Raw genomic sequence first — 22,207 nt, forward strand, 5'->3', positions numbered from 1 at the left:
GCAGGACAAGCCTCGAAGGGCGACGGCCCGGATGCATCCCGGCCGCTCATCCTTCGAGGCTCCCGGCGCGATGCTGAGCGCATCGCGCCACTCGCGCCTCAGGATGACGGGGCTGATGGGACGCCTGCTGAGGGAGGCATGGGTCGACCTCCAATCAGGTCAGTCTTCCTGACCATCTTTTGGCGTTGCAGTTGCGCCCGTTTCTCGTCTAGAAACAGCCGCATCGGGCCTCCCGGCAACCAACCGTCAACGGTTTTGACCGAGGATTTGAGGGCTCAAAAGGGTCTGGCAATGCTGATTCGCGGCCAAATCGATGGGATTTCGAAGGAGGTGGCTTTGGCCGCCGCCACGATCCCGGCCGCGCTGCCCACCCTCCTTCTTGGCGGGCTTCTTCTTAGCTGCCCCTGAGGGCCGGCTGGGCGCAACGCGCCTGGGCGCTCAGGGGTTGGTCGAGATCACCGGACACCTCAGGCGCCCAGAAGACTGACGGCGCCAAAAGCTCAAAAGGAAATTTGCAATGGCCCCCGCGAACAAGTCCGACAAGGACCGCGTCATCATTTTCGACACCACGCTGCGCGACGGCGAGCAGTGCCCCGGCGCCACCATGACCTTCGAGGAGAAGCTCGAGGTCGCCGAGCTGCTGGACGACATGGGCGTCGACGTGATCGAGGCCGGCTTCCCGATCACCTCGCAGGGTGACTTCGAAGCGGTGAGCGAGATCGCCCGCCGCTCCAAGAATTCCGTCATCGCCGGCCTGTCCCGCGCGCATCCGGCCGACATCGACCGCTGCGCCGAAGCAGTGAAATTCGCCAAGCGCGGCCGCGTCCACACTGTGATCGCGACCTCGCCGCTGCACATGCGGGTGAAGTTGAACAAGACTCCGGAAGAAGTGCTCGAGACCTCGGTCGCCATGGTCGCGCGCGCCCGCAACCAGATCGACGACGTCGAATGGTCGGCCGAGGACGGCACCCGCAGCGAGATGGATTTCCTCTGCCGCATCGTCGAGGCCGTCATCAAGGCCGGCGCCACCACGGTGAACATCCCCGATACCGTCGGCTACACGGTGCCGGAGGAATACACCCACTTCATGAAGACGCTGATCGAGCGCGTGCCGAACTCAGATAAAGCCGTGTTCTCCGTGCATTGCCATAACGACCTCGGCATGGCGGTAGCGAACTCGCTGGCCGGCATCGTCGGCGGCGCGCGCCAGGTCGAGTGCACCATCAACGGCATCGGCGAGCGCGCCGGCAACGCTGCGCTCGAAGAGATCGTGATGGCGATCAACGTGCGCAACGACAAATTCCCGTACTGGAACAAGATCGACACCACGCAGCTGACCCGTGCCTCGAAGGTGGTGTCGGCGGCGACGTCGTTCCCGGTGCAGTACAACAAGGCCATCGTTGGCCGGAACGCCTTCGCGCATGAGAGCGGCATCCATCAGGACGGCGTGCTGAAGGACGCCTCGACCTACGAGATCATGCGGCCCGAGATGGTCGGCCTGAAGCAGTCCTCGCTGGTGCTCGGCAAGCACTCCGGCCGTCACGCCTTCGTGCACAAGCTGGAGGAGATGGGCTACAAGCTCGGCCCGAACCAGCTGGAAGACGCGTTCACACGGATGAAGGCGCTCGCCGACCGCAAGAAGGACATCTACGACGAGGACATCGAGGCGCTGGTCGACGAGGAGATGGCGGCCTCGCACGACCGCATCAAGCTGACCTCGCTGACCGTGATCGCGGGCACCCATGGTCCGCAGCGCGCGACCATGAAGCTGGATGTCGACGGCCAGATCAAGATCGAGGAAGCCGAGGGCAACGGTCCTGTTGATGCGGTGTTCAACTGCATCAAGCGTCTGGTGCCGCACGAGGCCAAGCTCGAGCTGTACCAGGTTCACGCGGTCACCGAAGGCACCGATGCACAGGCGGAAGTCTCGGTGCGGCTGTCGCAGGACGGCCGCTCGATGACGGCGCGGGCGGCGGATCCGGATACGCTGGTGGCCTCGGCCAAGGCCTATCTCGGCGCGCTCAACAAGATCGTCATGAAGCGCCAGCGCGACACGGTGACGACGGCGGCTGCGGGCTGAGGCGCGAAGCTTGTCATTCCGGGGCGGCTCGAAGAGCCGAACCCGGAATCTCGAGATTTCGGGTTCGATGCTTCGCATCGCCCCGGAATGACGGCATTCATTCATCATGAATACCTGCCCTGCTAAGGGCCAATAGCGGCTGTCTCTCCCAGCCGCTATTGATGCTGCCGGCATAAGGATTGGCCGCCTGCGCGCCGGGCGGCCCAAAAAACAACAGGGAGAGACTATGCGCACCTTCGCGATCGCCGCGTCCATCGCGGTCCTGGCACTTGGTCTGAACTTTGGCCTGACCGGGCCGGCACTGGCGCAGTCGCCGATCATCATCAAGTTCAGCCACGTCGTCGCCACCGACACGCCGAAGGGCAAGGCGTCGGAGAAGTTCAAGGAGCTCGCCGAGAAGTACACCGGCGGCAAGGTCAAGGTCGAGGTCTACCCGAACTCGACGCTGTACAAGGACAAGGAAGAACTCGAGGCGCTCCAGCTCGGCAGCGTGCAGATGCTGGCGCCGTCCAACTCCAAGTTCGGCCCGCTCGGCATCCGCGAGTTCGAGGTGTTCGATCTGCCCTACATCCTTCCCGACCTGAAGACGCTGCGGAAGGTGACGGAAGGGCCGCTCGGCCTCCGCCTGCTCAAGCTGCTGGATACCAAGGGCATCACCGGCCTTGCCTATTGGGACAACGGCTTCAAGCAGATGAGCGCGAACAAGAAGCTGATTGCGCCCGCCGACTATCAGGGCGTCAAGTTCCGCATCCAGTCCTCGCGCGTGCTGCAGGCCCAGTTCAAGACGCTCGGCTCGCTGCCGCAGGTGATGGCTTTCGGCGAGGTCTACCAGGCACTGCAGACCGGCGTGGTCGATGGGCAGGAGAACACCTGGTCGAACATCTATACGCAGAAGATGCACGAGGTGCAGAAGTACATCACCGAGACCAATCACGGTTACATCGGCTACGTCGTGATCGTGAACAAGAAGTTCTGGGACGATTTGCCGGCCGACATCCGCGACCAGTTGTCGAAGGCGATGAAGGAAGCGACCGACTTCAACAACGCGCAGTCGCAGAAAGAGAACGACGACGCGCTCGCCGAGATCAAGAAGAGCGGCAAGAGCGAGATCATCAAGCTCACGGGCGCGCAGGACGAGGCGATGCGCAAGGCGATGGAGCCGGTCTACAAGGACGCCGCGGGCCGCGTCGGCCAGCCGCTGATCGACGAGTTCCTGAAGGAAGCCAAGAGCACGACGAACTGACGCGCGCGTGGCGGGCGGATAAATAATGCATGAACAGAGGGCTTCCGTGTCGGCACGGAAGCCCTTTCTGTTGCAAATCATTTCAGTATGCATCTGAACGGACATTCACGGCAGTTACATCTCCGTTAGAACGCGCTCCCTGTCCAAGTTGTAAGTTGCGCGTCAGCCTCCTCGCGCTCATCCTTGCGGGCATCCTTCCAGAGGAGGTTCGGATGAAAAAGTTCACCATCGCCGCCATCGCCGCGCTCAGCATCGCCGGCTCGGGCGCGGTCTATGCCCAATATCATCGCCCGTGGATGGAGCACTTCCGCCACATCCGCATGAACCCGGAAGACCGCGCCGCCTTCGTCGACGCGCGGATCGCCGCCGTCCACGCCGGGCTGAAGCTCAACGCCGATCAGGAAAAGCTGTGGCCGCCGGTCGAGGCCGCCGTGCGCGACTTCGCCAAGCTGCGCATCGATCGCGCCAATGCGCGCATGAACGCAGGCCCAGGTGACGCAAACAGGGATGCCGACAAGCCGGACGATCCGATCGCCCGCCTGCGCCAGCGCGCCGAGGACATGGGCGCCAGTTCCGCTGCCCTGAAGAAGATCGCCGATGCCGCCGATCCGCTCTACAAGACCCTGGACGAGGGCCAGAAGCGGCGCCTCGCCGTGCTGACCCGTCACCGCGGCCCGTTCGGCGGCGGCGAGGACGGCCCGCCCCACCACTTCATGGGACGCGGCATGGACCGGATGATGGAGAGGGGCATGGAGCACTTCCACCGGGACCGTTTCGACCGCGACGGCGGCCCGGACCGGGATCGCGAGGGCCGGCTCTGAGCCACCCCGTATTTTCCGAGGGATTTAACCTTGGATCAGCCTTGGCGAAGCCGCTGGAATCCAGCGGCTTTTCGCTTTTTTGCGGCTGTGGAAGAACCTTGGAAAACATGCGCCACATCGCTTGCCAGACCCGGATCGCTTTGCTAAACGACCGGCCTCGCAAGGCTTTGACCGGCCTTCGGGCGCATAGCTCAGTTGGTAGAGCAGCTGACTCTTAATCAGCGGGTCCCAGGTTCGAGCCCTGGTGCGCCCACCATTCCAAAGCCCTGCTGATGCAGGGTTTTTCGTTCCGGCTGTGAGCACAGAGCGTATCTCGTGCGACGTTCCCGTGGTCGAGCCTCGCACCGCCGGACTGCTGAGCGACTGGCTCGTTCTTTTTGCGGCTTCACCCGTCGATACAGCTCCTAGACCCGACCGCACAGCCCGATGACGCCTTCGTCGTAGAATAGGATATTCGAGCGAGCAAAGCGGACACTCCGTGGTGTTCGCGGTCGCGCCTCCGGAAGCTGAGGTTGCAGAGCCTGCGAAGCGATTGAGTGGCGGTTAGGGCCGGTGCCGGCGCCGAGCGACAACCAGGATCGATAGCTGGTCCGGCGAGTGCGCATCAGAGGTTACCTCGGTGGGTTATCGGGTTCGATTTCGGCGTGTGTGCGCCGATGACAGGCCCGTGTGCAGCGCTTCGAGAATATGGGCCGCGAAGATGCCCGTGCTCAGCATTGCCAGAAACGCTACCAACATCTTGATAGACCTTTATCTGATCAGCTTTCAGCCGCACGAGGGTACGACCGCGATCGCAGTTCGCGCCATGTGGCAGCTGGCGGGCTGTGCCGTCCTGCGTTCATTTTTGGCTTCGGTCGCATAGCTGCGTGATCCGGAGCCGAGTACCTCGACCGTCGCGGTGGCGCCCGCAACGAGTTCGTTTCGCTCGGTGCCGTCCAGCGCGATCCGGACCGGGACGCGTTGCGCCAGGCGGACCCAGTTGAAGGTCGGGTTGACGTTGGCAAGAAGGGTTGAGCCGTTGCTGCGATCGCGGTCCTCGATACCGGCTGCAACGCTCTCGACCTTGCCCAGCAAGGCACGGCTGCTTCCCATCAGCCGCACGTTGACGGGATCGCCGACATGGATGCGCTGCAGCTTGGTTTCCTCGAAGTAGCCCTGGACGTGCAGGGTGTCGGTATCGAGCAGCGCCATCACGCCCTTTCCGGGGGTGAGGTAGGCGCCCGGCCGCAGCTCGTTGTTGGTGACAATGCCGCTGACCGAGGCCCGCACCTCGCTGCGTTCGATGTTGAGCTTCGCAAGCGCAACGTCCGCGACGGCCTGGTCATAGGCCGCCTGGGCCGAGCCCTGGATGGCGACGACTTGGTCCATCCGCTGCGTGGAAACCACGACGCCGGGTGTCAGCGCACTGTAGCGCTTCAGATCGGCATTGGCATTGTCGAGCGTGGCGCGCTTGCCTTCCTGTACCGCCTCTGCCTGCTTGAGCGCGATTTCATAGCGCGCCCGGTCGATCCGGAAGAGCACGTCGCCCTTTTGTACCTGCTGATTGTCCCGAACCAGGACCTCGCTCACAATGCCGGAAACATCGGGAGCCACGGGCACCACGTCGGCCCGCACATGTCCGTCACGGGTCCAGGGCGCATCAAAGTAGTAATCCCACAGCTTGTAACCGGCCCAAAGCGCGACCAGCACGATGAGACCGGTCAGCGCAAAAGGACGCAGCAAATTCACAACGGCTTTCATGACACCAACTCCTTGGAGGCGAGGTGAGAAACGGGCGTGACGCCATCGGGGACTTCTCGATCCCGGCGGCGTCTGGCGGCCTCGAAGCCGTGCATGCCGGTCTGCCATTGCAGGCCGACAATTGTCCCCTTCACGGGCTGCAGCAGAAAGAATGCGGAAAGCCCGGTGACCGGGAGCCAGATCAGCAATTGAAGCCAGGCCGGAGGTGAATAGGTCATCTCGACGGCTAGAAGCCCAGGCACGACGAGGTGGCCGACGATCGCGATCACAAGATAGGCCGGAAGGTCGTCGGCGCGTTGCGGCGTGTAATCTTCGCCGCAAACCTCGCAGTTGCCGACCACCTTGAGAAAGCGGCCGAACAGACGGCCCTGGCCGCAGTTCGGGCACTTCATCGTGAACCCGCGCCATAAGGCTTTCTGGAGCGAAACGGGTGCTGTCATGAGAATAACTCCGTGGAGCCTAAGACGAGGCCGGTGACCAGGCAGATGAAAAGCGCGAAATCGAAGAGTGCGGGATGCCAGATCCATCGATAGAGGCCGATACGAGCAATCAGCTTGCTGACGACGCGCGCCAGCACGTAGGCAACCACGCTCCAGAGCAGGAGCGTCGGAACGAGCACGCCGAAAAGGTCAAGTTGGTATTTCATGCGGCGATCGTCCCAGATTCGATTTGCTGCGGTTGATAGGCCGGCGACTCCGGAAAGAGCCCGGAACGAACGCCTGTGAGACCGATCAGGACGTGATCGCGGGCTTCGCTCGAGGGTTCCTGCAACGTCAATGCGATGGTGCTATCGAGCTGTCCGATTAGGCCATCTGGAAGCGGCCCGGCCGTATGGGTCCTGCAAATCGGGGCAAGACGGGCGAAAAAGGCTTCGACTGCCGCTCTTGTGCAGCGTGACAGGCCCAAGCTCGCGCGCCTCACGCCGACAATGTTGAGCGCCGTCCGCAGCTGGCGAAGATTGGCTGCGCCGCTCCTTGCATCGGCAGGAACGACGGTGATACGCGCAGCAAGCAGGGCGAGGCGATGCTGCATGAGACTGGCAAGCGCAAAGGGACCTTGATCCGACGTGCGCTCGGCGACCGATGCAAGCGTGGTCCAATTGCTTCGCAGCAATCGGTTTGCGATCCAGTCAGCCCCGACCAGGCGAACGATGCCGCAGGTCACGCCGGTCAGCGCCACGCCCAGCATCAGCGCAATGCTGGAGTTGGCATAGGAGGTAAAGTCGGCCGAATAGGTCTCGGTCAACGCCAGTTGCACCGAGAGATAGATGGCAAGTATGGAGCCGAGGCGTGCGGTCGCGGGCCGCGCAGCCATCCAGCCGAACAGCAGGAAAGTCGGCATCAATGCGACGATGAGCACCTCGAGAGTCGTAATCCGTGGCAACACGCCAAACAGGTAGATGCCATGGACGGCGATAACGGCGACGAACACTCCGTAGAAATTGCGGAACGCCGGAAGCGGATCGTCCACGCCCGCCAGAAAGCTGCCGACGACGGCTGCGAAGAGCGGAGCAGCAACCCCGTCCGACCAGCCGGTCGCAATGGAGAAGCAACTGCAGCAAAGCACCGCAAGGGCCACGGAGCCGGCCGCCAGGAGCGCAGACCAGTGGTCGCGATGCGGGATGACAACAGCCAATCCGCCAGGAGAGAAGGCGAGTGGAAGCGATTCGGGATTGCGCCCCTCGGAGATGGCCTCACGCAGGAGCCGACAATCCTGCATGACGTCGACAAGGTTGCGCAGCCGGACCACGAGACCAGAGATCGCAATGTCGGTCCAGTCGGCATCTACGCCCAGCACCGGTCGTATTTCATCGAGTGCTGTGCGCAACGCACTTGCTTGCTGTCCATCGCGCCCGCCCGCGTCGAGCCATGCCGCTGTCTTTGTGCACATGCAGGCAACGCGCGCAGCCGCCCCCTCATGCCAGTTGAGAGGCAGCTTGCGGTCTTCGATCGATCCAAGCAGCGGAAGCAGCGATAGCATATGCTGCCGGACGCGCTGCAGCGCTCGCCCGGTATTTGCAGAAGCGGTCGCCTCATAGCCGAGATGGCGCCCAAGCTGGTCGATTTCGGAGGCCGCAGCGGCAAGACGCATGCGTTCGCTGTCACGCTCCTGACCGCTGCCGCGGCCCGTCAGGACGTCCGCAGCGAGCCGGCGCGCGCCGGCGAGCCATGCGTCGGTTTGTGCGGTGACTGCGGAGGCGACGCTGCGCGGCAGCACGAGCATCGCGACGACGCTCGCGCAGACGATTCCGAGCACGATCTCCTGCACGCGGGAAACCACGATGTCGAAGGCCGATTGGGGCGTCGAGACGATGGGAAATCCGAGCAGCGCCACGGTATAGCCGGCCAGCAGGAAGACGTAGCTGCGCGGCGTGCCGTCGATCAGCGAGAGATATAGAAAGATGCCGACCCACAGCGCGATGCAGAGGCTGAGCAGCTCCGGCGCATTGACGAGGTTCGGGATCAGCACGATCGTTCCTGCCCCGCCAATCAGCGTGCCCAGAATGCGGTAGACGGCCTTGGACGTGGTCGCCCCCGTGAACAGGTTCGAGGTGATATAGACCGACGCCATGGCCCAATAGGGACGCGGCATGTCCAGCAGCAGCGCGATCGAGAACGCCAGCATCGCCGCCGCAAAGGTCCGCAGCGCGAAGATGAGGGCGGCGTGTCGGTCACGGAATGAGGCAATTTTGGTCATGGCGATCGTGGCGTCGGCGGACGGTTGCTTCAGCAGTGAGCGATGTTTCTATGTGCGATGCATGACTTTGCGTCGGCTAGCGAAGCTGTCGCAAACAGGTTCGAGGCGCAGTCCCGCAGTCCTGAACGTTCCCTGCAGTCGACAGGAGCCGCCGACATCTGGAGGATGCCGACGACGTCGGGTTTCACGACGTTCACGAACATCAAGAGGCATAGAATCTTGCCAGCGAACACGGCGAGGCACAGAACGTCTTTCATGTCAGCTCCCGATCAATCGGTTTTGGCTGCACTGGTCATACGAGCTCTGGGCCGCCGCGGCTTTGCCCGGATTGCCGGTCCGTTTTCATTTGTTGCTGTCGGAGTGGTGGCCGGAGCTTCTTCCACCGCCGCGAACGCATCGCGTGGACTGCGTTGCGCGGTCAGGGGAAGGTCGTCGTGAACGGCGTTCGGCTCGGGCCCGGGCGCAGCAGCGAGCGACACCGCCGCATGCGCGGTGTCGAACACCACCCGTTCCGGCCATTTGTGATCCGAACGAATGCGCAGATTGGCCCGTTCGCTCGGAGCGATCGCGGAATGCGAATGAGCAGGGGGCGCTGGAAGCAACCAATCGGCTGCAAACAGCGACAGGAGCAGGACGCTTCCCACCCACACAAAGTACTGACGTATCGGCATGGCAAGCGGTCTCTCAGCGACTTACCACGGCGAAGATAGTCGGATGACGGCCCGCGTGCTTTGCATCGCGTGCTGCCGTCTTGTCCTTTATTGCTGACCGCCAAAGCGCCGGTGAGATGCAATCTCAAGCCGAAGCCGGAAGCGATTGCGGGATATTCGTCAGAGAGGGCTCGGGTGGACGTATCCGGCTGCTTGACGATATCGACCGGGCGCGTGTCCCGTCGCCTGCTTGAAGGCCCGCGTAAAATTGGCCTGGCTGGAAAAGTTGAGCGAAAGCGCGATGTCCACCAGGGGGCGGTCGCTACGGATCAGCAAGGCCTTCGCGCGTTCGAGGCGCCTGGCACTGACGTAGCGGTGGGGAGAATCTCCGACGGCCTGTCGAAAGGCGCGCGCAAAATGGTATTTGCTCAGGCACGCGATCATTGCCATGCATTCAAGGCTGAGATCGCCTTCCAGGTTTGCATCAATATAGTCCAGCACGCGGGAGAGCCTGCGCTGATCGAGCCCCTGATGTGTACGGCAGGGAAGAAGCTGAGTGCGTGGCGCGCTGGTGCGCTTCTGAAGCAGCCTCGCCGCCAGACTGGATGCGAGGGATTCGACGAGCAGTCCGCCGGCGGAAGTCTCGGTCTTCAGTTCGGAGGCGACTGCATATCCGATCTCGGCAAGCAGCGGGTCTTCGTAAGCTTCTTCGTAGCCTAGCGCGTCGATCGCGCAATTGCCGGTGTCGTTGTCGAATTCGCTCGACGAGAAGTGGCTGAGTGGAAGATGGATATGAAGCAATTCCGGTATGTACTGAGCAAAATCGATCGACCCCTCCTGCATGCCAGGAGGCGAAAGCCAAACCGTGCCCTGCTCAGCGACCAATTGACTCTCGATGCCTGGCGCCTTCCGCGTGACAATCGTTTTGTCGCTACGGACAGCGACGCAGATCCTGATATCTGATTGTGGAGTTCTCCATGGGATCTCGCCTTTTCTAGCAGCACATAAGTCGGCCGACAGGCCGGACCAGGGGCGATCCGCCGAAGACAGAAGCAAGGTCGCACAAACCGGCTTTCGGACGCTACGAGGCGGCCGCGTCTCATGGCGGGCTTCGACGGTCGGCTGTTTCGCTTGCAACTCCATGGGCGCTCCAGGATCGCATCAACATTGTGCAAGACTAACTTGGCATAGGCGGCGCAATTTGCTCGTTATCGGTTGTTAGAGGCTGTTAGGGTTTGCGAGTCTCGCACATCGCCAACAATCGGCTCACACGAGATAGCCGGAGACCCCATCCCACAGTAGCTTCAGCGCCGTCACGACCAGCAATCCGTAGCAAACCCGATAGATCTGGCGCTGGTCCAGGCTCCCGTGGAGCCGCCAACCCGCCCATACGCCAGCGGGAATGGCGAGCAGGCAAAGCGCCATCAACGTCCAGACGTTTCCCGTCGGCTTCACCAGCAAGAGCCAGGGCACTGCCTTGGTCGCGTTGCCGACAGTGAAGAACAGACTGGTTGTTCCTGCATAGATCTCCTTGCTGAGGCCGAGCGGAAGCAGATACATCGCGAGCGGCGGTCCGCCCGAATGCGCTACCATTGTCGTGACTCCCGAGGCGAGACCGGCGGTGATCGCCTTCGGCGTTGAACGTGGACGAGTTATCACTTCCGCGCCTGCAGCAAGCCACAGTGCCACGAAGATCAACGTGGTCGCGGCCATCGCGATCGCGATGGCGCGGTGGTCCAGGAAGCGGAACAGCAGATAGCCCAGTCCGATGCCGGTCACGAGACCCGGCAACAGCAGCAGAAGATCCGGCTTCGACCAGGTCGAAGGCTTCCAGTAGCGAAGGGCGAACAAGTCCATCGCGATGAACAATGGCGCGAGAAGGCCGCCGGCGGTGACCGGATCCATCACGAGCGACAATAGCGGAATGCCCACAATCGAGAATCCGCCGCCAAACGCGCCCTTCATGAAACAGATCAGGAATACGCCGGCAAAGGTAACCAGTATCGTGGCGACGGTCAGCTCCATGGCGCCGACTCCAAGGTTGGCGCGCGCCGGCGCTCGCGTGAAATCGTTACCGCCGCGGGGGTCGCCATCTCTTCGTCCGCTTGAGCAGAGACTGTGATGAGACCGTCGACAGCGGCCTCGATCTGAAAACGGCGGATGCCGATGTCCCGCAGTGGGCGGTCGTCGAGATCGTGAAGGCAGGCAATGGCGGTCCGCCGGCCGAGGTAGCCCGAGAACCTCTCGCAAGCGCCGGCAAGCAGCCGAGATGCGATCCCGGACCCCTTGATGGCAGCAGGAAGGATGGTCGTCGAGACTATCGCAGACATTTTGGTCTCCAATGCTCCGAGCTAGGATTTCAATGCTCCGAGAGGCTGACATTCGTCGGCTGGCGCCGATAATGGCTCGGGAAATGGTTCTGAACGCTGGCCTCTCGATATGAGCTCCTCGGATGAGCAGAATGATCTGATGCAATTATCGGTACAATCCAAACATTGCACCGAGTACAATATGTCGAGCTTCGGCCAGTTCGGATTGTCGAAGCCGGCCGACACGGAAGACCGGTCGGCTGTGCAATGGCCAGCCGGCACTCAGCAATCCGCCGAATCCGGAATCGTCCACGCCGAAACCGTCTGCCAGACGCCGTCGCTCGACTTGCGCTGATACGCAACGAAGTCGGCGTCGTCGCTGTACTGGATTTCGTACCGATAGGATTCGATATGCGCTGTCATTGAACTCTCCTTGTCAGTGTTGAGGACGGCGTTTCCCACGCCATCATCCAAGGAGATCGATTGGAGAGCCCGCCTGAGAAAGGGTCGTACGTGGAAAGGGTCCTTCCAGGCAGCGGAAGGTTCGCTCGATAGGGGCGACGTCGTCTTCCGAAGTCCGGGGCGATATGGCAAAATCGGAAGGTATCCTCCCGAATTATGGAAGGGGATCCGATGGATCGCCTGGAAGCGATGTCGACCTTTCTGACCGTGGTCGAGCAGGGCAGCCTGTCCGCGGCGGCGCGGCGATTGAAAACGCCCCTCACAACAGTCAGTCGCAACGTATCCGAGCTCGAGGCTCACCTGCGGACGAAGCTCTTCAACCGATCGAGCCGGCAGCTGGTGCTGACGGATGCGGGCACGTCCTACGTTGCGGCTTGCAAGCGCATCCTCACCGATGTGCTCGAAGCGGAGCGTACCGCCTCCGGCGAGTATACCACGCCGACAGGCGAGCTGGCGGTGACGACCCCATTGGGCCTTGGGCGCATCATCCTCATGCCGATCATCGCGGACTTCCTCAAGACTTATCCGGACATCAAGGTGAGGATGATCCCCACCGATCAGAAGCTGAGCCTGGCCCAGGAGCAAATCGATGTCGCGGTGCGCATTGGCGAGTTGCCGGATTCGAGCTTGGTCGCGCTGCGGCTCGGCAGGACGCGCCGGGTGGTGTGCGCGAGTCCCGCCTATCTGGCGGCGCGCGGAACGCCGCGCACGCCGGAAGATTTGGCCGGACATGATTGCATCAGCTATCCCGGCTTCTCGCCCCCCGATGTCTGGACATTCGTCAAAGGCAAGGCGACCATCGCAGCGCCGGTGCATACGCGGCTCACCGTGGGCAGTGCGGAGGCGGCTTGTACGGCAGCCCGCGCCGGCGTGGGAATTTCCATCGCCTTTGCCTACCAACTCGAGGCCGGTCCGGAAGCGGGAACATTGACGACCTTGCTGGATGAATTCCAGCCACCGTCAATGCCGGTTAATCTCGTCTACACGGCCAACAGGTTTCTGCCGATCAAAGTAAGAGCGTTCCTGGACTTTGCGGCGCCGCGGCTGAAGCGAGTTTTTGCGGAGTAGATTCCGACAGTGTGAGCTCCGCTGTCGGGCTTCCAAATTCCGGAAGGATGACTCCCGATTTCCCGGCCTGTTGACCCAGGCCTTTCGCCCCACCTGCCAGTCATGACGTGCCGGACAACGGCGTTACGAACTGGAGGCGAATATGGGTGAAGTCATTCAATTTATCCCGAAGGCCGAGCGCGAACGGCTCCGCCTGATACGAGAAGCCCGCGCGATCTACGACAGTGTGTTCCCGCCGGCCGATCCGGTCAGCGGGCAGCCCGACAACGCACCAATCGTCATCAACGGAACCTGGATTCATCGGGGCGGCGAACCGTTGTCGTGGTCAACAACTTCGCTGTGCTCGATCGTCAACCATTAGGAGAAATCGTCATGTCAATCCGCAACACGCTTTTCGCCGTTGCATTCGGTCTCGTCTCCCTGACGGCCGCCCAGGCAGAAGGGCTGCGTCCAATCGAGGCTAAGAGCATCGACCTCGGCGGGATATCGGGGGTCGCCTACTACACTGTCGAGCGCGATGGCTTTCGCGTGGTCGCCACTCTGGCGCAGGGCGAGACAGGAACACCGTTCCGCGTCGTATCTCTCCTCGCACCTGGTCAGCGCCTGCTTCTCTCGACACCGAAGCCAGCGGGCGTGATCGAGATCAGCCGGGAAGGCGACAGCGTGCTCGTTCGCAAACCGAGCACGGCCTCGAACTGAACTTCGACTCGAACGGCTGCGTTCGCCAAGCGGAACGCAGCCAGGGAAACTACACATGTCCACCATCCGCCTTCATCGGAGGACCACTGCGACGCCCGAGCAGTACGTGGCCGGCCTGACCGATTTCGGACCCGGCCGCTCGAAGCTGTTTGGCAACAGCAGCGATGCGTATCTCAAGGTGCATCATCAGAGCGGCTCGCATGCCGATGTCACGGAAGGCTCGGGCGGGATCTGGGAGCGCCTGCACTACGACTGGTCCGATCCTGCCCGCGTCGTCCTCACGACGATCGATTCCAACGTGTGGGGTGGCGCGTCGGGGCACATCCACACTTTCACGCGTCAGCCCGACGGCACGACAGACATCGATGTGGTCGTCATACGCGACGGCAAGAATCTGACGGGGCGGCTGCTCGGCTTCGTGCTCGGAACGATCGGGAGGCGGGTTCAGGACAAGGCGTTTGAAGAATCCGTCAGGGCCATCGAAGCCCGGAACAAAGCTGGGCGTGCGGATGCAGGCCGCTCCAGCATCGCAGCCTGAGGAGGCCGACATGACCATGGTCCAAGTGAGCCGCGAGGCTGGAAGACAAATCCCAGCAGATCAGCTCTATCTCGACGACCTCAAGGTCGGACAACGCTTCACCACCGGAACGCACAGGCTCGACGAAGCACAGATCAAGGCATTCGCCTTTCAGTTCGATCCGCAACCCTTCCATACGGACGAGCACGCCGCCGAGCGGACCTTCTTCAAGGGCTTAGCTGCGAGCGGTTGGCACACCGCCGCGATCACGATGCGTCTGAACGTCGAGAGCGGTCCGCCACTCGCCGGCGGCTTCGTCGGCGCCGGGGGCGAAGTGAGCTGGGCGGCACCGGTCCGTCCCGGCGACGTGCTCCACGTCGAGAGCGAAGTCGTCGAAGTCACGCCGTCACGCACGCGGCCCGACCGCGGAACGATCGTCCTTCTCAGCCGGACGATAAACCAGCGCGGCGACGTTGTTCTGGTTCAGAAAGCCAGGCTTGTTGTTCTGCGCAAAGCTGCGGCATGAGGAAACCTGGCTTGCAAAACCGGCCATGATGGGGGACGCCGCCGATCTCAGGACCTCAGTCTCCCGGATTCCGGGCTGAACAACGTTGAAGCTCTAACTCTGTAGGAGCGTGTCTTGGACATCCAACTTGATCAGGCGGCTACTGCAACCCGATATAGATTGGAGCACTACGGTTTCGAGGGGGTCCTGTCATCTTCGGCGGATCGAGGTTGGTCAGGCCTGTCGGCCCAGCTGTGTGGGACCGTTCGCAAAGGGGTGATCCCATGGAGAACTCCACAATCCGACATCAGGATTTGCTTCGATACTCACGGCAACGAATCGCTGGTTACGCGGCGCGCCCCAGGCATCGAAAGCCGGGTCATCGCAAGGCGAGGTACGGTCTGGCTGTCTCCTCCCGGTCTGCAGGAAGGTTCGGTTGACATCGCCGAAGATATGTCGGGAATTCTGCATATCTATCTTCCACTCAGCCACTTCGCGCCTTTCAATATCAATATCGATCTGGCCGCAGTCCACGCGCTGAGCTACGAAAGCGCTTTCGAAGACCCGCTGCTGGCCGAGATCGGACGTGCAATCTCGGCGGAATTGCAGGCCGAAACGTCCGCCGGCAGTCTGCTCATCGAGAACCTTGCATCCAGCCTGGCGGCGAGGTTGGTTCAAAAGTGCATCGGGGCACCGGCCGGCCAGTCCATGGTCCCTCGCACAAGTGGCGCGCTGGATCGACGCAGGCTCGAGCGTGTGCTGGATTACATCGAAACGAACCTGGAAGGGGATCTCACCCTCGACCTCATGGCATCCATTGCTTGCCTGAGCCGATACCATTTTGCCCGTGCCTTCAAGCAAGCCGTCGGGCAACCTCCTCATCGCTACGTTAGCGCCAGACGCCTTGATCATGCGAAAGCCTTGTTGATGCAAGGCGAGCGGTCATTGGCGGATATCGCGCTGGCGCTCAGCTTTTCCGACCAAGCGAGTTTCACGCGAGCATTCAGGCAAGCAACTGGCCAGGCGCCGGGCCAATATCGCCGCGAGTTTGGATTGCGACAACACGATTCGTCACCGGCTTTTATCAAGCAGGCTCTCATGCTGGCGTGAATCCGCAGCTCGCAACGGCCTCACCCTTTGCTGTTGGTGATTCAACATCTGTCATCTCCGGCCAGCAAAAAATGACAAAACGAAAGCATGCGAAGCAAAGAAATTCGCCCGGTCCCTTAACTATGTTCGATCGCGACGAAGCAAGGCACACGAAATGTCCAGCGATTGCCTAGCGCCGATTTCGAACGGCAAGACGACTGAGGAGTTCCGTGATGAGCATCATAGATGCAAGCGCACTGTCAGGTTTTGCTCGCAAGACGGCTGAGTCAGCATCCAACTTCGCCGGCGTCATTCACAACCTGATCATGGACGTGCGCGACAGCTACCGGCCCGAACTGCACAACCTGCGAGGCCCCGGCCCAAAATGGCGGGCCAAGCATCAACCCAGGCAAAGCGCCGGTTCTGAAGCCGTACCGTCAGCCGGGCACCATCAGCTGTCGCCGGTGTATGTACGCCAGCGCGGCACGGCCGACCCCATCCGACAGTCCATCGAGGTTACGCAATCATGTTCGTGATTCCAGTGTACCTGCTGGCCGTTTCGCTCTTGATCAACCTGGCGACAATCTCGAAGGTCGACACCTCGGAGCGCATCCGCATCTCCAATCGAGCTTCGGATCACAGTCGTTGGGCGGAAACCCGAGGATGGATGCTGCTCGTTGGCGCCTTCCTCTGCATCGCATTGATGGCTGTGCTGAGCGGTTCGGTCCATGCCGGCGTCGCCCTCGAAGAACGCAAACTGCCGATGAAGTTCACTTGGGTCGATTGCCAGCCGAATTGCCGGGGCTGGGTCCGTGCAGCCGGGATCGTGACCGCCGACAGTCCAACGGACTTTGACGAATTCGCCCATGGGCGACAACTCGGCGGCGCGACCATCGTGCTGGATTCCAGCGGCGGTTCGGTCAATGCCTCCATCGCGCTTGGAAGGCGTTTCCGCGAGCTTGGGGCACTGACCACCGTCGGCGTCAGCGTCCAGACCAATACCGCTCAAGGTGCTCCTGCCAATATAGCGCCCGTAGCCTATTGCGAATCGATGTGCGTGTTCCTTCTGCTGTCGGGCAAGACGCGTTACGTGCCCGAGACTGCCCATGTCCGGGTACATCAGATCTGGCTTGGGGACCGTGCCAATGACGCCAAGGCCGCAACCTACAGCGCTGATGATCTGATGATCGTGGAACGCGATATCGGGCGTCTCGCCAAGTACACCTTCGATATGGGCGGCGCGGGCGATCTGTTGTCGCTGTCGCTGAACGTGCCACCGTGGGAAGATCTGCATGAACTGTCTCGGGATGAATTGCGACTGACCAATCTCGTCACCACCGATAAGGTAGCTCGGGCGGGAAGTCCCGATGCAGCGATGGTCGAGCTGATGCCCAAACCGCTGCAGGGTCGCATCGTAAGCAGCGCGGTTGCGACCTCCCCGGAGCCCAATCCTATTAAGTCGGCTGACGCTATGAGCCGCATGGGCGGCGGGCAGGCGGCGATGACTCCCCTTGGGCAGACTAGCAGGTAGCGCCTGGTCGCGTTGTTCGGGAGATCGCATATATCCTACTGGCTCGCGTTGGCCGTTAGAGCATGCTTGCCTCCGCGGCCTCGTCATCTGACGCCCGAGCTTCATCGGTGTCACGGGGCCTGGACACTTGCGATCCGTGCTCTAGGCAGCACCGGTCTTGCGCACGCGACTTCCGCCCGCATGAGAACGGGCGTCGAGGGCCGAGGCAGGCTCTCCGCTCCGTCTTTAACAATGATGCAGTTCCCCGCATCGGCGATGCTGTCAACGTGCACGCCGTCGCCAATTGCTCGGGGTCTCGCCGGTCAGCTTCCTGAAGGCAGCGGCGAACGCGGTCTGGGAGGAATAGCCAAGCGCGACTGCGACCGAGATGACCGACGCGTCGGTGTCGCGCAGCATGTTTTTGGCCTCCTCGAGCCGGTGCTGACGCAGCCAGGCATGCGGCGACAGCCCGGTGCTTTTCTTGAAAGCGCGGCAGAAGTGGAAGCGCGACAGACCGGCATCCGAGGCGAGCGCGGCGAGAGAGACGTCCGCATCGCTCTCTGGGCGCAGGCGCTCGATGGCGCGGCTCAGCACCTTTGGCGAAAGGCCACCCATGGTCGGCTGGATCGTGGTTGGCAAGCCGGTGTGCGCAGCCAGGAGACGCGTGGCTAGAAGGCTTGTCAGTTGACGTCTGAACAGCGTATCCAGGGCCTCATTGCCCTCCAGGGTATCTGCCGCGGTCAAGAGCAATCGGGATGTAACGGGGTCGGGATGCGCCGTTCGCTCCAGGAGATTGACCGGTCCGGCGGTGTCGGCTTCTTCGGCCATGCGCTCGAGCGTCGCGTGCGGAAGATAGAACTCAACGACATCAACAGGTTTTGGAATGTCCCATCGGGAGCTTGATCCTTCGGGAATGATTATCACAGCCCCGGGGCGGAACGTTCCGGTCGCAACTGATCGTCCCGACCGCCGTTCCATGCGCTGCGCCGAGCCGTTGTAGGCCATGATGACGTGGTGGCTCTTGGGCCCGCAGACGTCGTGCACTCGTTTGTATTTCCGGTGGGCTATCGCGGCACCGGAGGTATCCAAAGCCATGCGAAATGCCGAGCACTCGCGCCGTTACCGCACCAGCGTGAGGGCGCTCGGCATTGGCCGGACTGATTACTTGGCACGCCTCAGGCGCAACTGACGCGTCCTCCAAGGAATCGCGCAAGATATGCTTGTTCATGAACGTATCCTCGCATTGGGGATGCGATGCGGGTGGCGGGAAGAAATGCCGGGTGGCCGGATTTTTTGCGTCAATCGCGAAGCTCAATGTGCGTCGGGTGCGGACCGGGCCAACCATTTCTCGAACCGGGCTTGTTCCCGAAGGGTGAGAAAACGTGTACTGTTCCGAGCGGAAAAAGCCTTGCAGCCGGCTTGAATTGCGATTGGGTTTTCCGTGGCTTCTTGTCCAAGAAGGATCAGAAGTGCCGTTTCTGTTCGAAGATTATTGCCTCGACGCTAACCGGCGCGAGCTCAAGCGAGGCTCCGAGCTCATCCCCGTTGGACCGAAGGTGTTCGATCTGCTGCTCTTCCTGGTCCAGAACCGGGAACAGGTCGTCACAAGGGACGATCTTCTGAAGGCGGTGTGGGAAGGACGGATCGTGTCCGAATCCACGCTGACCAGCCACGTCAATGCCGTGCGCAGGGCAATCGGGGATACCGGCAAGGAGCAACGCCTGATCCGAACGGTTTCTCGCAGAGGCCTCCGGTTTGTTGGCAAGGTCATTGAGGACGAAATGCCCGCGCGAGCCTCGGTCACAGAGCCGGGTGCGGATCCTGGCGTTCGACATGTCAGGGCCTTTGAGGTCGGTGCGCCTGCTGAAGCGCGAGATGCTGCGCCAGTTCTTGCTGCCGAGGCCGAGAGCCCGCCTCCGCTGCCCGACAGACCTTCCATTGCGGTGCTTCCGTTCCAGAATATGTCTGGCGATGTCGAACAGGAATACTTTGCCGATGGAATGGCCGAGGACATCATCACGGCACTGTCCCGTTTCAAGGCGCCATTTGTCATCGCCCGAAACTCCAGCTTCACCTACAAGTCGCGCGCCGTCGACGTGAAGCAGGTGGGACGCGAGCTTGGGGTGCGCTACGTGTTGGAAGGGAGCGTTCGCAAGGCGGCAAACCGAGTGCGCATTACGGGACAACTCATCGATGCCGCGACCGGAGCACATATTTGGGCCGATCGGTTTGATGGCGAGTTCGGCGACATCTTTGATTTGCAGGATCAGGTGACTGAGAGCGTTGTCGGGGCGATCGCGCCTGCGGTGGAAAAAGCTGAGATCGAGCGCGCCAAACGCAAGCCGACCGCTAGTCTCGACGCCTATACCCTCTATTTGCGCGGTTTGGCCCGGCTTCATCAGTTTGGTAACCGGCCAGCGAACGACGAGGCATTGCGTCTGTTCAACCGCGCGATCGAGCTCGACCCGGAATTTGCCACCGCCTACGGTCGTGCAGCCTCTTGCTACCTCATTGCCAGGATCAATGGCTGGATTCCGGACACAGCGAACGCGATTGCCGAAGTGAAGAAGCTCACCCAACGGGCAGTTGAGTTGGGCAGGGATGACGCGATCGCGCTCTCCGCTGCCGGGAATGCGTTAGCTTTTGTTGCTGGGGATCTCGGGGTAGGTGCCGGCTTGGTTGATCGCGCGCTCGCGCTTAATTCCAATTTGGCTGAGGCATGGAATTTCGGCGGCTGGGTAAAACTCTGGCTCGGCGAGCCGGAATCGGCGATCGAGCGCTTCGCGCGTGCCATTCGCCTGAGCCCACTTGATCCGTGGCTGATGGGCATGCGAGCCGGGACCGCATATGCGCATTTTTTTGGAGCGCTATGACGAAGCGGCATCATGGGCGGCAATGGCACTGCAGTGCAGTCCGGACTATCAACCTGGATTACGTGTCACCGCCGCAAGCAACGCAATGGCCGGTCGGCCGGAGCAAGCACACAAGGCAGTGGCTCGGCTGCGAGAACTGAGCCCCACGCTGCGCCTTTCCAATCTCAAGGAAGTGCTTGGCCCTTATCGACGTGCTGAGGACGTCGCGCGATATGAAGAGGGATTGCGGCAAGCAGGGCTGCCCGAATGACTATCTCGGCCAAGGTACTCGCCTTGGCAACGAGGTGATCGAATAATCGCAACTTCCGCTAATGGCCCATCGCGACATATTGTGCTGCCGCACGAATTTGGTCGCTATAGGAGCAAAGCGGACGGAGTCACCAGTCACATGACGCCGCCGTGTTTATAGGTACACGGCCTAAGACGAGCTCTTCCCTAATCTGAATATGTCCGAGTGCTCCCGTGATGCCTACCTGATCGAAGCACACGTTCGGCATTTTCGTAGCCCGCCATAATCGCAGACATCTTGAGTACGGCGCGGCCAATTGTCCCGCATTTGCATCTGCCACCTCGCTCGCCAGCAACAAATGACAAAACGACAGCACGCGATGCAAAGCCGCATGCGGGCCGCTTCCCTATGTTCGATGCGTTGGAGCGAGACGCCTGCTGCAGTCGCAGGCCCCACATCGAAACGGAGATCGAAATGGCCACCGCTGCTGCACTGAAACCTTCGGCACCGAAACAGCTTCCTCCGCCGAACGCCGACTTCTTTCAATTCGCCGACACGCTGGGCGAGGAGGAGAGGGCGATCGTCAAGAAGGTGCGCGCCTACATGGAGACGAAGGTTGCTCCCATCATCAACAAGCACTGGGTCGAGGACTCATTCCCGTTCGAGCTGCTCCCGTCTTACAAGGAACTGAACATCGCCGGCCTCGGCATGCACGGTTACGGTTGCCCCGGCGGAAGCCCGTTGCTGGTCGGCCTGGTCGCCCTGGAGATCGCACGGACCGATGTTTCCTTCTGCACCTTCCACGGCGTCCACACGGGTCTTGCGATGAATTCCATCTACCTCGCGGGCACGGAGGAGCAGAAGCAGAAATGGCTGCCGCCGATGGCGCGCATGGAAAAGGTCGGATGCTTCGCGCTGACCGAACCGCTGGTGGGCTCGGGGACCGGTGCAGGTCTCACGACGACGGCGAAGCGCGAAGGCGACACCTGGGTCCTCAACGGCCAGAAGCGCTGGATCGGCAACGCTCCGTGGTGTGACATCTCGATCGTCTGGGCGCGCGACGTGGCCGACAATCAGGTGAAGGGGTTCATCGTCGAGAACAAGACGACGCCCGGGTTCAGCGTCGAGAAGATGCAGAACAAGATCGCGCTGAAGGTCGTGCAGAACGGCCAGATCACGATGACCGACTGCCGCGTGCCCGATGCGAACCGTCTGCAGGGCGGCAAGGGAACGTTCCGCGATCCCGCGCTGGTGCTGCGTGGCACCCGCCATGGCGTCGGCTGGGAAATCACCGGGGCCCAGATGGGCGCCTACGAGAACGCCCTCAAATACGCGCAGGAGCGCCTGCAGTTCGGCAAGCCGATCGGGTCGTTCCAGCTCATTCAGGAGCTGCTGGCGAAGATGCTTGCCAACATCGTGGCCTGTCAAAGCATGCTGGTCCGCGCGATGCAGTTGGAAACCGAAGGCAAGCTGACGGATGCGCAGGCAGCGATCGTCAAGGCGTTCTGCACGTCCAAGGCGCGGGAAACCGTCGCCTGGGCCCGCGAGCTGATGGGCGGCAACGGGATCCTGGTCGACTACAACGTCGCGCGCTTCTTCGCCGACACCGAGGCGATCTACTCCTACGAAGGCACCTACCAGATGCAGAACCTGATCGTCGGCAAGGCGATCACCGGGTTCAGTGCCTTCGTCTGATGTCACGAACGGGCCGGCAC

At 61.7% G+C, this 22,207-nt stretch carries 21 protein-coding genes, 1 tRNA gene and 2 pseudogenes; 14 read left to right on the forward strand and 10 right to left on the reverse strand.

The genetic code is table 11. The features are described 5' to 3' along the window. Positions 1-517: 517 nt before the first annotated feature. The 4 genes from N2603_RS13240 (at position 518) to N2603_RS13255 (ending at position 4,400) form a co-directional block, all read left to right on the forward strand. Entirely contained in the window at positions 518-2,080 is a 1,563-nt protein-coding gene (locus N2603_RS13240) for a 2-isopropylmalate synthase (protein ID WP_018640772.1), read from the forward strand. A 226-nt stretch (positions 2,081-2,306) separates the two neighbouring features. Beyond that, a complete protein-coding gene (locus N2603_RS13245; protein WP_260389132.1) occupies positions 2,307-3,323 on the forward strand; it encodes a TRAP transporter substrate-binding protein in 1,017 nt (338 codons plus the stop codon). Positions 3,324-3,535: 212 nt separating this feature from the next. Next, on the forward strand, positions 3,536-4,144 hold the full coding sequence (locus N2603_RS13250) for a Spy/CpxP family protein refolding chaperone (protein WP_260389133.1): 609 nt from the start codon (positions 3,536-3,538) through the stop codon (positions 4,142-4,144). Positions 4,145-4,324: 180 nt separating this feature from the next. Next, positions 4,325-4,400 (forward strand) — tRNA-Lys (locus tag N2603_RS13255). Positions 4,401-4,909: 509 nt separating this feature from the next. Here the strand turns inward: N2603_RS13255 and N2603_RS13260 are convergent. From N2603_RS13260 to N2603_RS13300, 9 genes are all read right to left on the reverse strand, one after another. Further along, positions 4,910-5,884, reverse strand: a complete 975-nt coding sequence (locus N2603_RS13260) for an efflux RND transporter periplasmic adaptor subunit (protein ID WP_260389134.1) — start codon at positions 5,882-5,884, stop codon at positions 4,910-4,912. Next, complete coding sequence (locus N2603_RS13265; protein ID WP_260389135.1) at positions 5,881-6,324, reverse strand: DUF983 domain-containing protein; 444 nt, start codon at positions 6,322-6,324, stop codon at positions 5,881-5,883. Before N2603_RS13265 ends, N2603_RS13260 begins: the two co-directional genes overlap by 4 nt. After that, the gene (locus tag N2603_RS13270; protein ID WP_018642516.1) at positions 6,321-6,530 is read right to left on the reverse strand and encodes a DUF1656 domain-containing protein; all 210 of its coding nucleotides are present in this window, start codon (positions 6,528-6,530) and stop codon (positions 6,321-6,323) included. Before N2603_RS13270 ends, N2603_RS13265 begins: the two co-directional genes overlap by 4 nt. Further along, the gene (locus N2603_RS13275) at positions 6,527-8,581 is read right to left on the reverse strand and encodes an FUSC family protein (RefSeq protein ID WP_260389136.1); all 2,055 of its coding nucleotides are present in this window, start codon (positions 8,579-8,581) and stop codon (positions 6,527-6,529) included. The genes N2603_RS13270 and N2603_RS13275 overlap by 4 nt, the downstream gene beginning before the upstream one ends. Before the next feature lie 269 nt (positions 8,582-8,850). Beyond that, entirely contained in the window at positions 8,851-9,252 is a 402-nt protein-coding gene (locus N2603_RS13280; protein ID WP_260389137.1) for a hypothetical protein, read from the reverse strand. 159 nt (positions 9,253-9,411) lie between these two features. Next, positions 9,412-10,116: a helix-turn-helix domain-containing protein gene (locus N2603_RS13285; protein ID WP_260389138.1), complete on the reverse strand. Its 705-nt coding sequence runs from the start codon at positions 10,114-10,116 to the stop codon at positions 9,412-9,414. 381 nt (positions 10,117-10,497) lie between these two features. Further along, a complete protein-coding gene (locus N2603_RS13290) occupies positions 10,498-11,256 on the reverse strand; it encodes a sulfite exporter TauE/SafE family protein (protein ID WP_260389139.1) in 759 nt (252 codons plus the stop codon). Then, positions 11,247-11,561, reverse strand: coding sequence for a DUF1127 domain-containing protein (locus tag N2603_RS13295; protein ID WP_260389140.1), 315 nt, complete (start codon positions 11,559-11,561; stop codon positions 11,247-11,249). The genes N2603_RS13290 and N2603_RS13295 overlap by 10 nt, the downstream gene beginning before the upstream one ends. Positions 11,562-11,822: 261 nt before the next feature. After that, the gene (locus tag N2603_RS13300; RefSeq protein WP_260389141.1) at positions 11,823-11,963 is read right to left on the reverse strand and encodes a hypothetical protein; all 141 of its coding nucleotides are present in this window, start codon (positions 11,961-11,963) and stop codon (positions 11,823-11,825) included. Positions 11,964-12,173: 210 nt separating this feature from the next. On the opposite strand from N2603_RS13300, the gene N2603_RS13305 reads away from it, so the two are divergent. The 8 genes from N2603_RS13305 (at position 12,174) to N2603_RS13340 (ending at position 17,411) form a co-directional block, all read left to right on the forward strand. Beyond that, positions 12,174-13,070 (forward strand): LysR family transcriptional regulator, encoded by an 897-nt coding sequence (locus tag N2603_RS13305; RefSeq protein ID WP_260389142.1) that lies wholly within the window; start codon positions 12,174-12,176, stop codon positions 13,068-13,070. Between the two features lie 142 nt (positions 13,071-13,212). Further along, a complete protein-coding gene (locus N2603_RS13310) occupies positions 13,213-13,431 on the forward strand; it encodes a hypothetical protein (RefSeq protein ID WP_260389143.1) in 219 nt (72 codons plus the stop codon). Between the two features lie 11 nt (positions 13,432-13,442). Continuing rightward, positions 13,443-13,769 (forward strand): hypothetical protein, encoded by a 327-nt coding sequence (locus N2603_RS13315; protein ID WP_018642525.1) that lies wholly within the window; start codon positions 13,443-13,445, stop codon positions 13,767-13,769. Positions 13,770-13,824: 55 nt separating this feature from the next. Then, positions 13,825-14,307 carry a hypothetical protein gene (locus N2603_RS13320; RefSeq protein ID WP_260389144.1) on the forward strand — a complete coding sequence of 161 codons (483 nt, stop codon included), beginning with the start codon at positions 13,825-13,827 and terminating at the stop codon, positions 14,305-14,307. A 10-nt stretch (positions 14,308-14,317) separates the two neighbouring features. Continuing rightward, entirely contained in the window at positions 14,318-14,812 is a 495-nt protein-coding gene (locus N2603_RS13325) for a MaoC family dehydratase (RefSeq protein WP_260389146.1), read from the forward strand. 114 nt (positions 14,813-14,926) lie between these two features. Next, positions 14,927-15,901 carry a helix-turn-helix domain-containing protein gene (locus tag N2603_RS13330; protein WP_260389147.1) on the forward strand — a complete coding sequence of 325 codons (975 nt, stop codon included), beginning with the start codon at positions 14,927-14,929 and terminating at the stop codon, positions 15,899-15,901. Positions 15,902-16,113: 212 nt separating this feature from the next. Then, positions 16,114-16,416, forward strand: coding sequence for a hypothetical protein (locus tag N2603_RS13335; RefSeq protein WP_260389148.1), 303 nt, complete (start codon positions 16,114-16,116; stop codon positions 16,414-16,416). Beyond that, positions 16,407-17,411, forward strand: coding sequence for a COG3904 family protein (locus tag N2603_RS13340; protein ID WP_425248985.1), 1,005 nt, complete (start codon positions 16,407-16,409; stop codon positions 17,409-17,411). The genes N2603_RS13335 and N2603_RS13340 overlap by 10 nt, the downstream gene beginning before the upstream one ends. A 261-nt stretch (positions 17,412-17,672) precedes the next feature. Here N2603_RS13340 and N2603_RS13345 read toward each other — a convergent pair. After that, positions 17,673-18,618, reverse strand: a pseudogene (locus tag N2603_RS13345) (helix-turn-helix transcriptional regulator). A gap of 241 nt (positions 18,619-18,859) precedes the next feature. On the opposite strand from N2603_RS13345, the pseudogene N2603_RS13350 reads away from it, so the two are divergent. Further along, positions 18,860-20,513 (forward strand): annotated as a pseudogene (locus N2603_RS13350) (winged helix-turn-helix domain-containing protein). A 453-nt stretch (positions 20,514-20,966) separates the two neighbouring features. Then, entirely contained in the window at positions 20,967-22,187 is a 1,221-nt protein-coding gene (locus N2603_RS13355; RefSeq protein WP_260389149.1) for an acyl-CoA dehydrogenase family protein, read from the forward strand. Positions 22,188-22,207: the final 20 nt, after the last annotated feature.

It is taken from the genome of Bradyrhizobium huanghuaihaiense, assembly GCF_025200885.1.
GTDB classification, from domain to species: Bacteria; Pseudomonadota; Alphaproteobacteria; order Rhizobiales; family Xanthobacteraceae; genus Bradyrhizobium; species Bradyrhizobium huanghuaihaiense.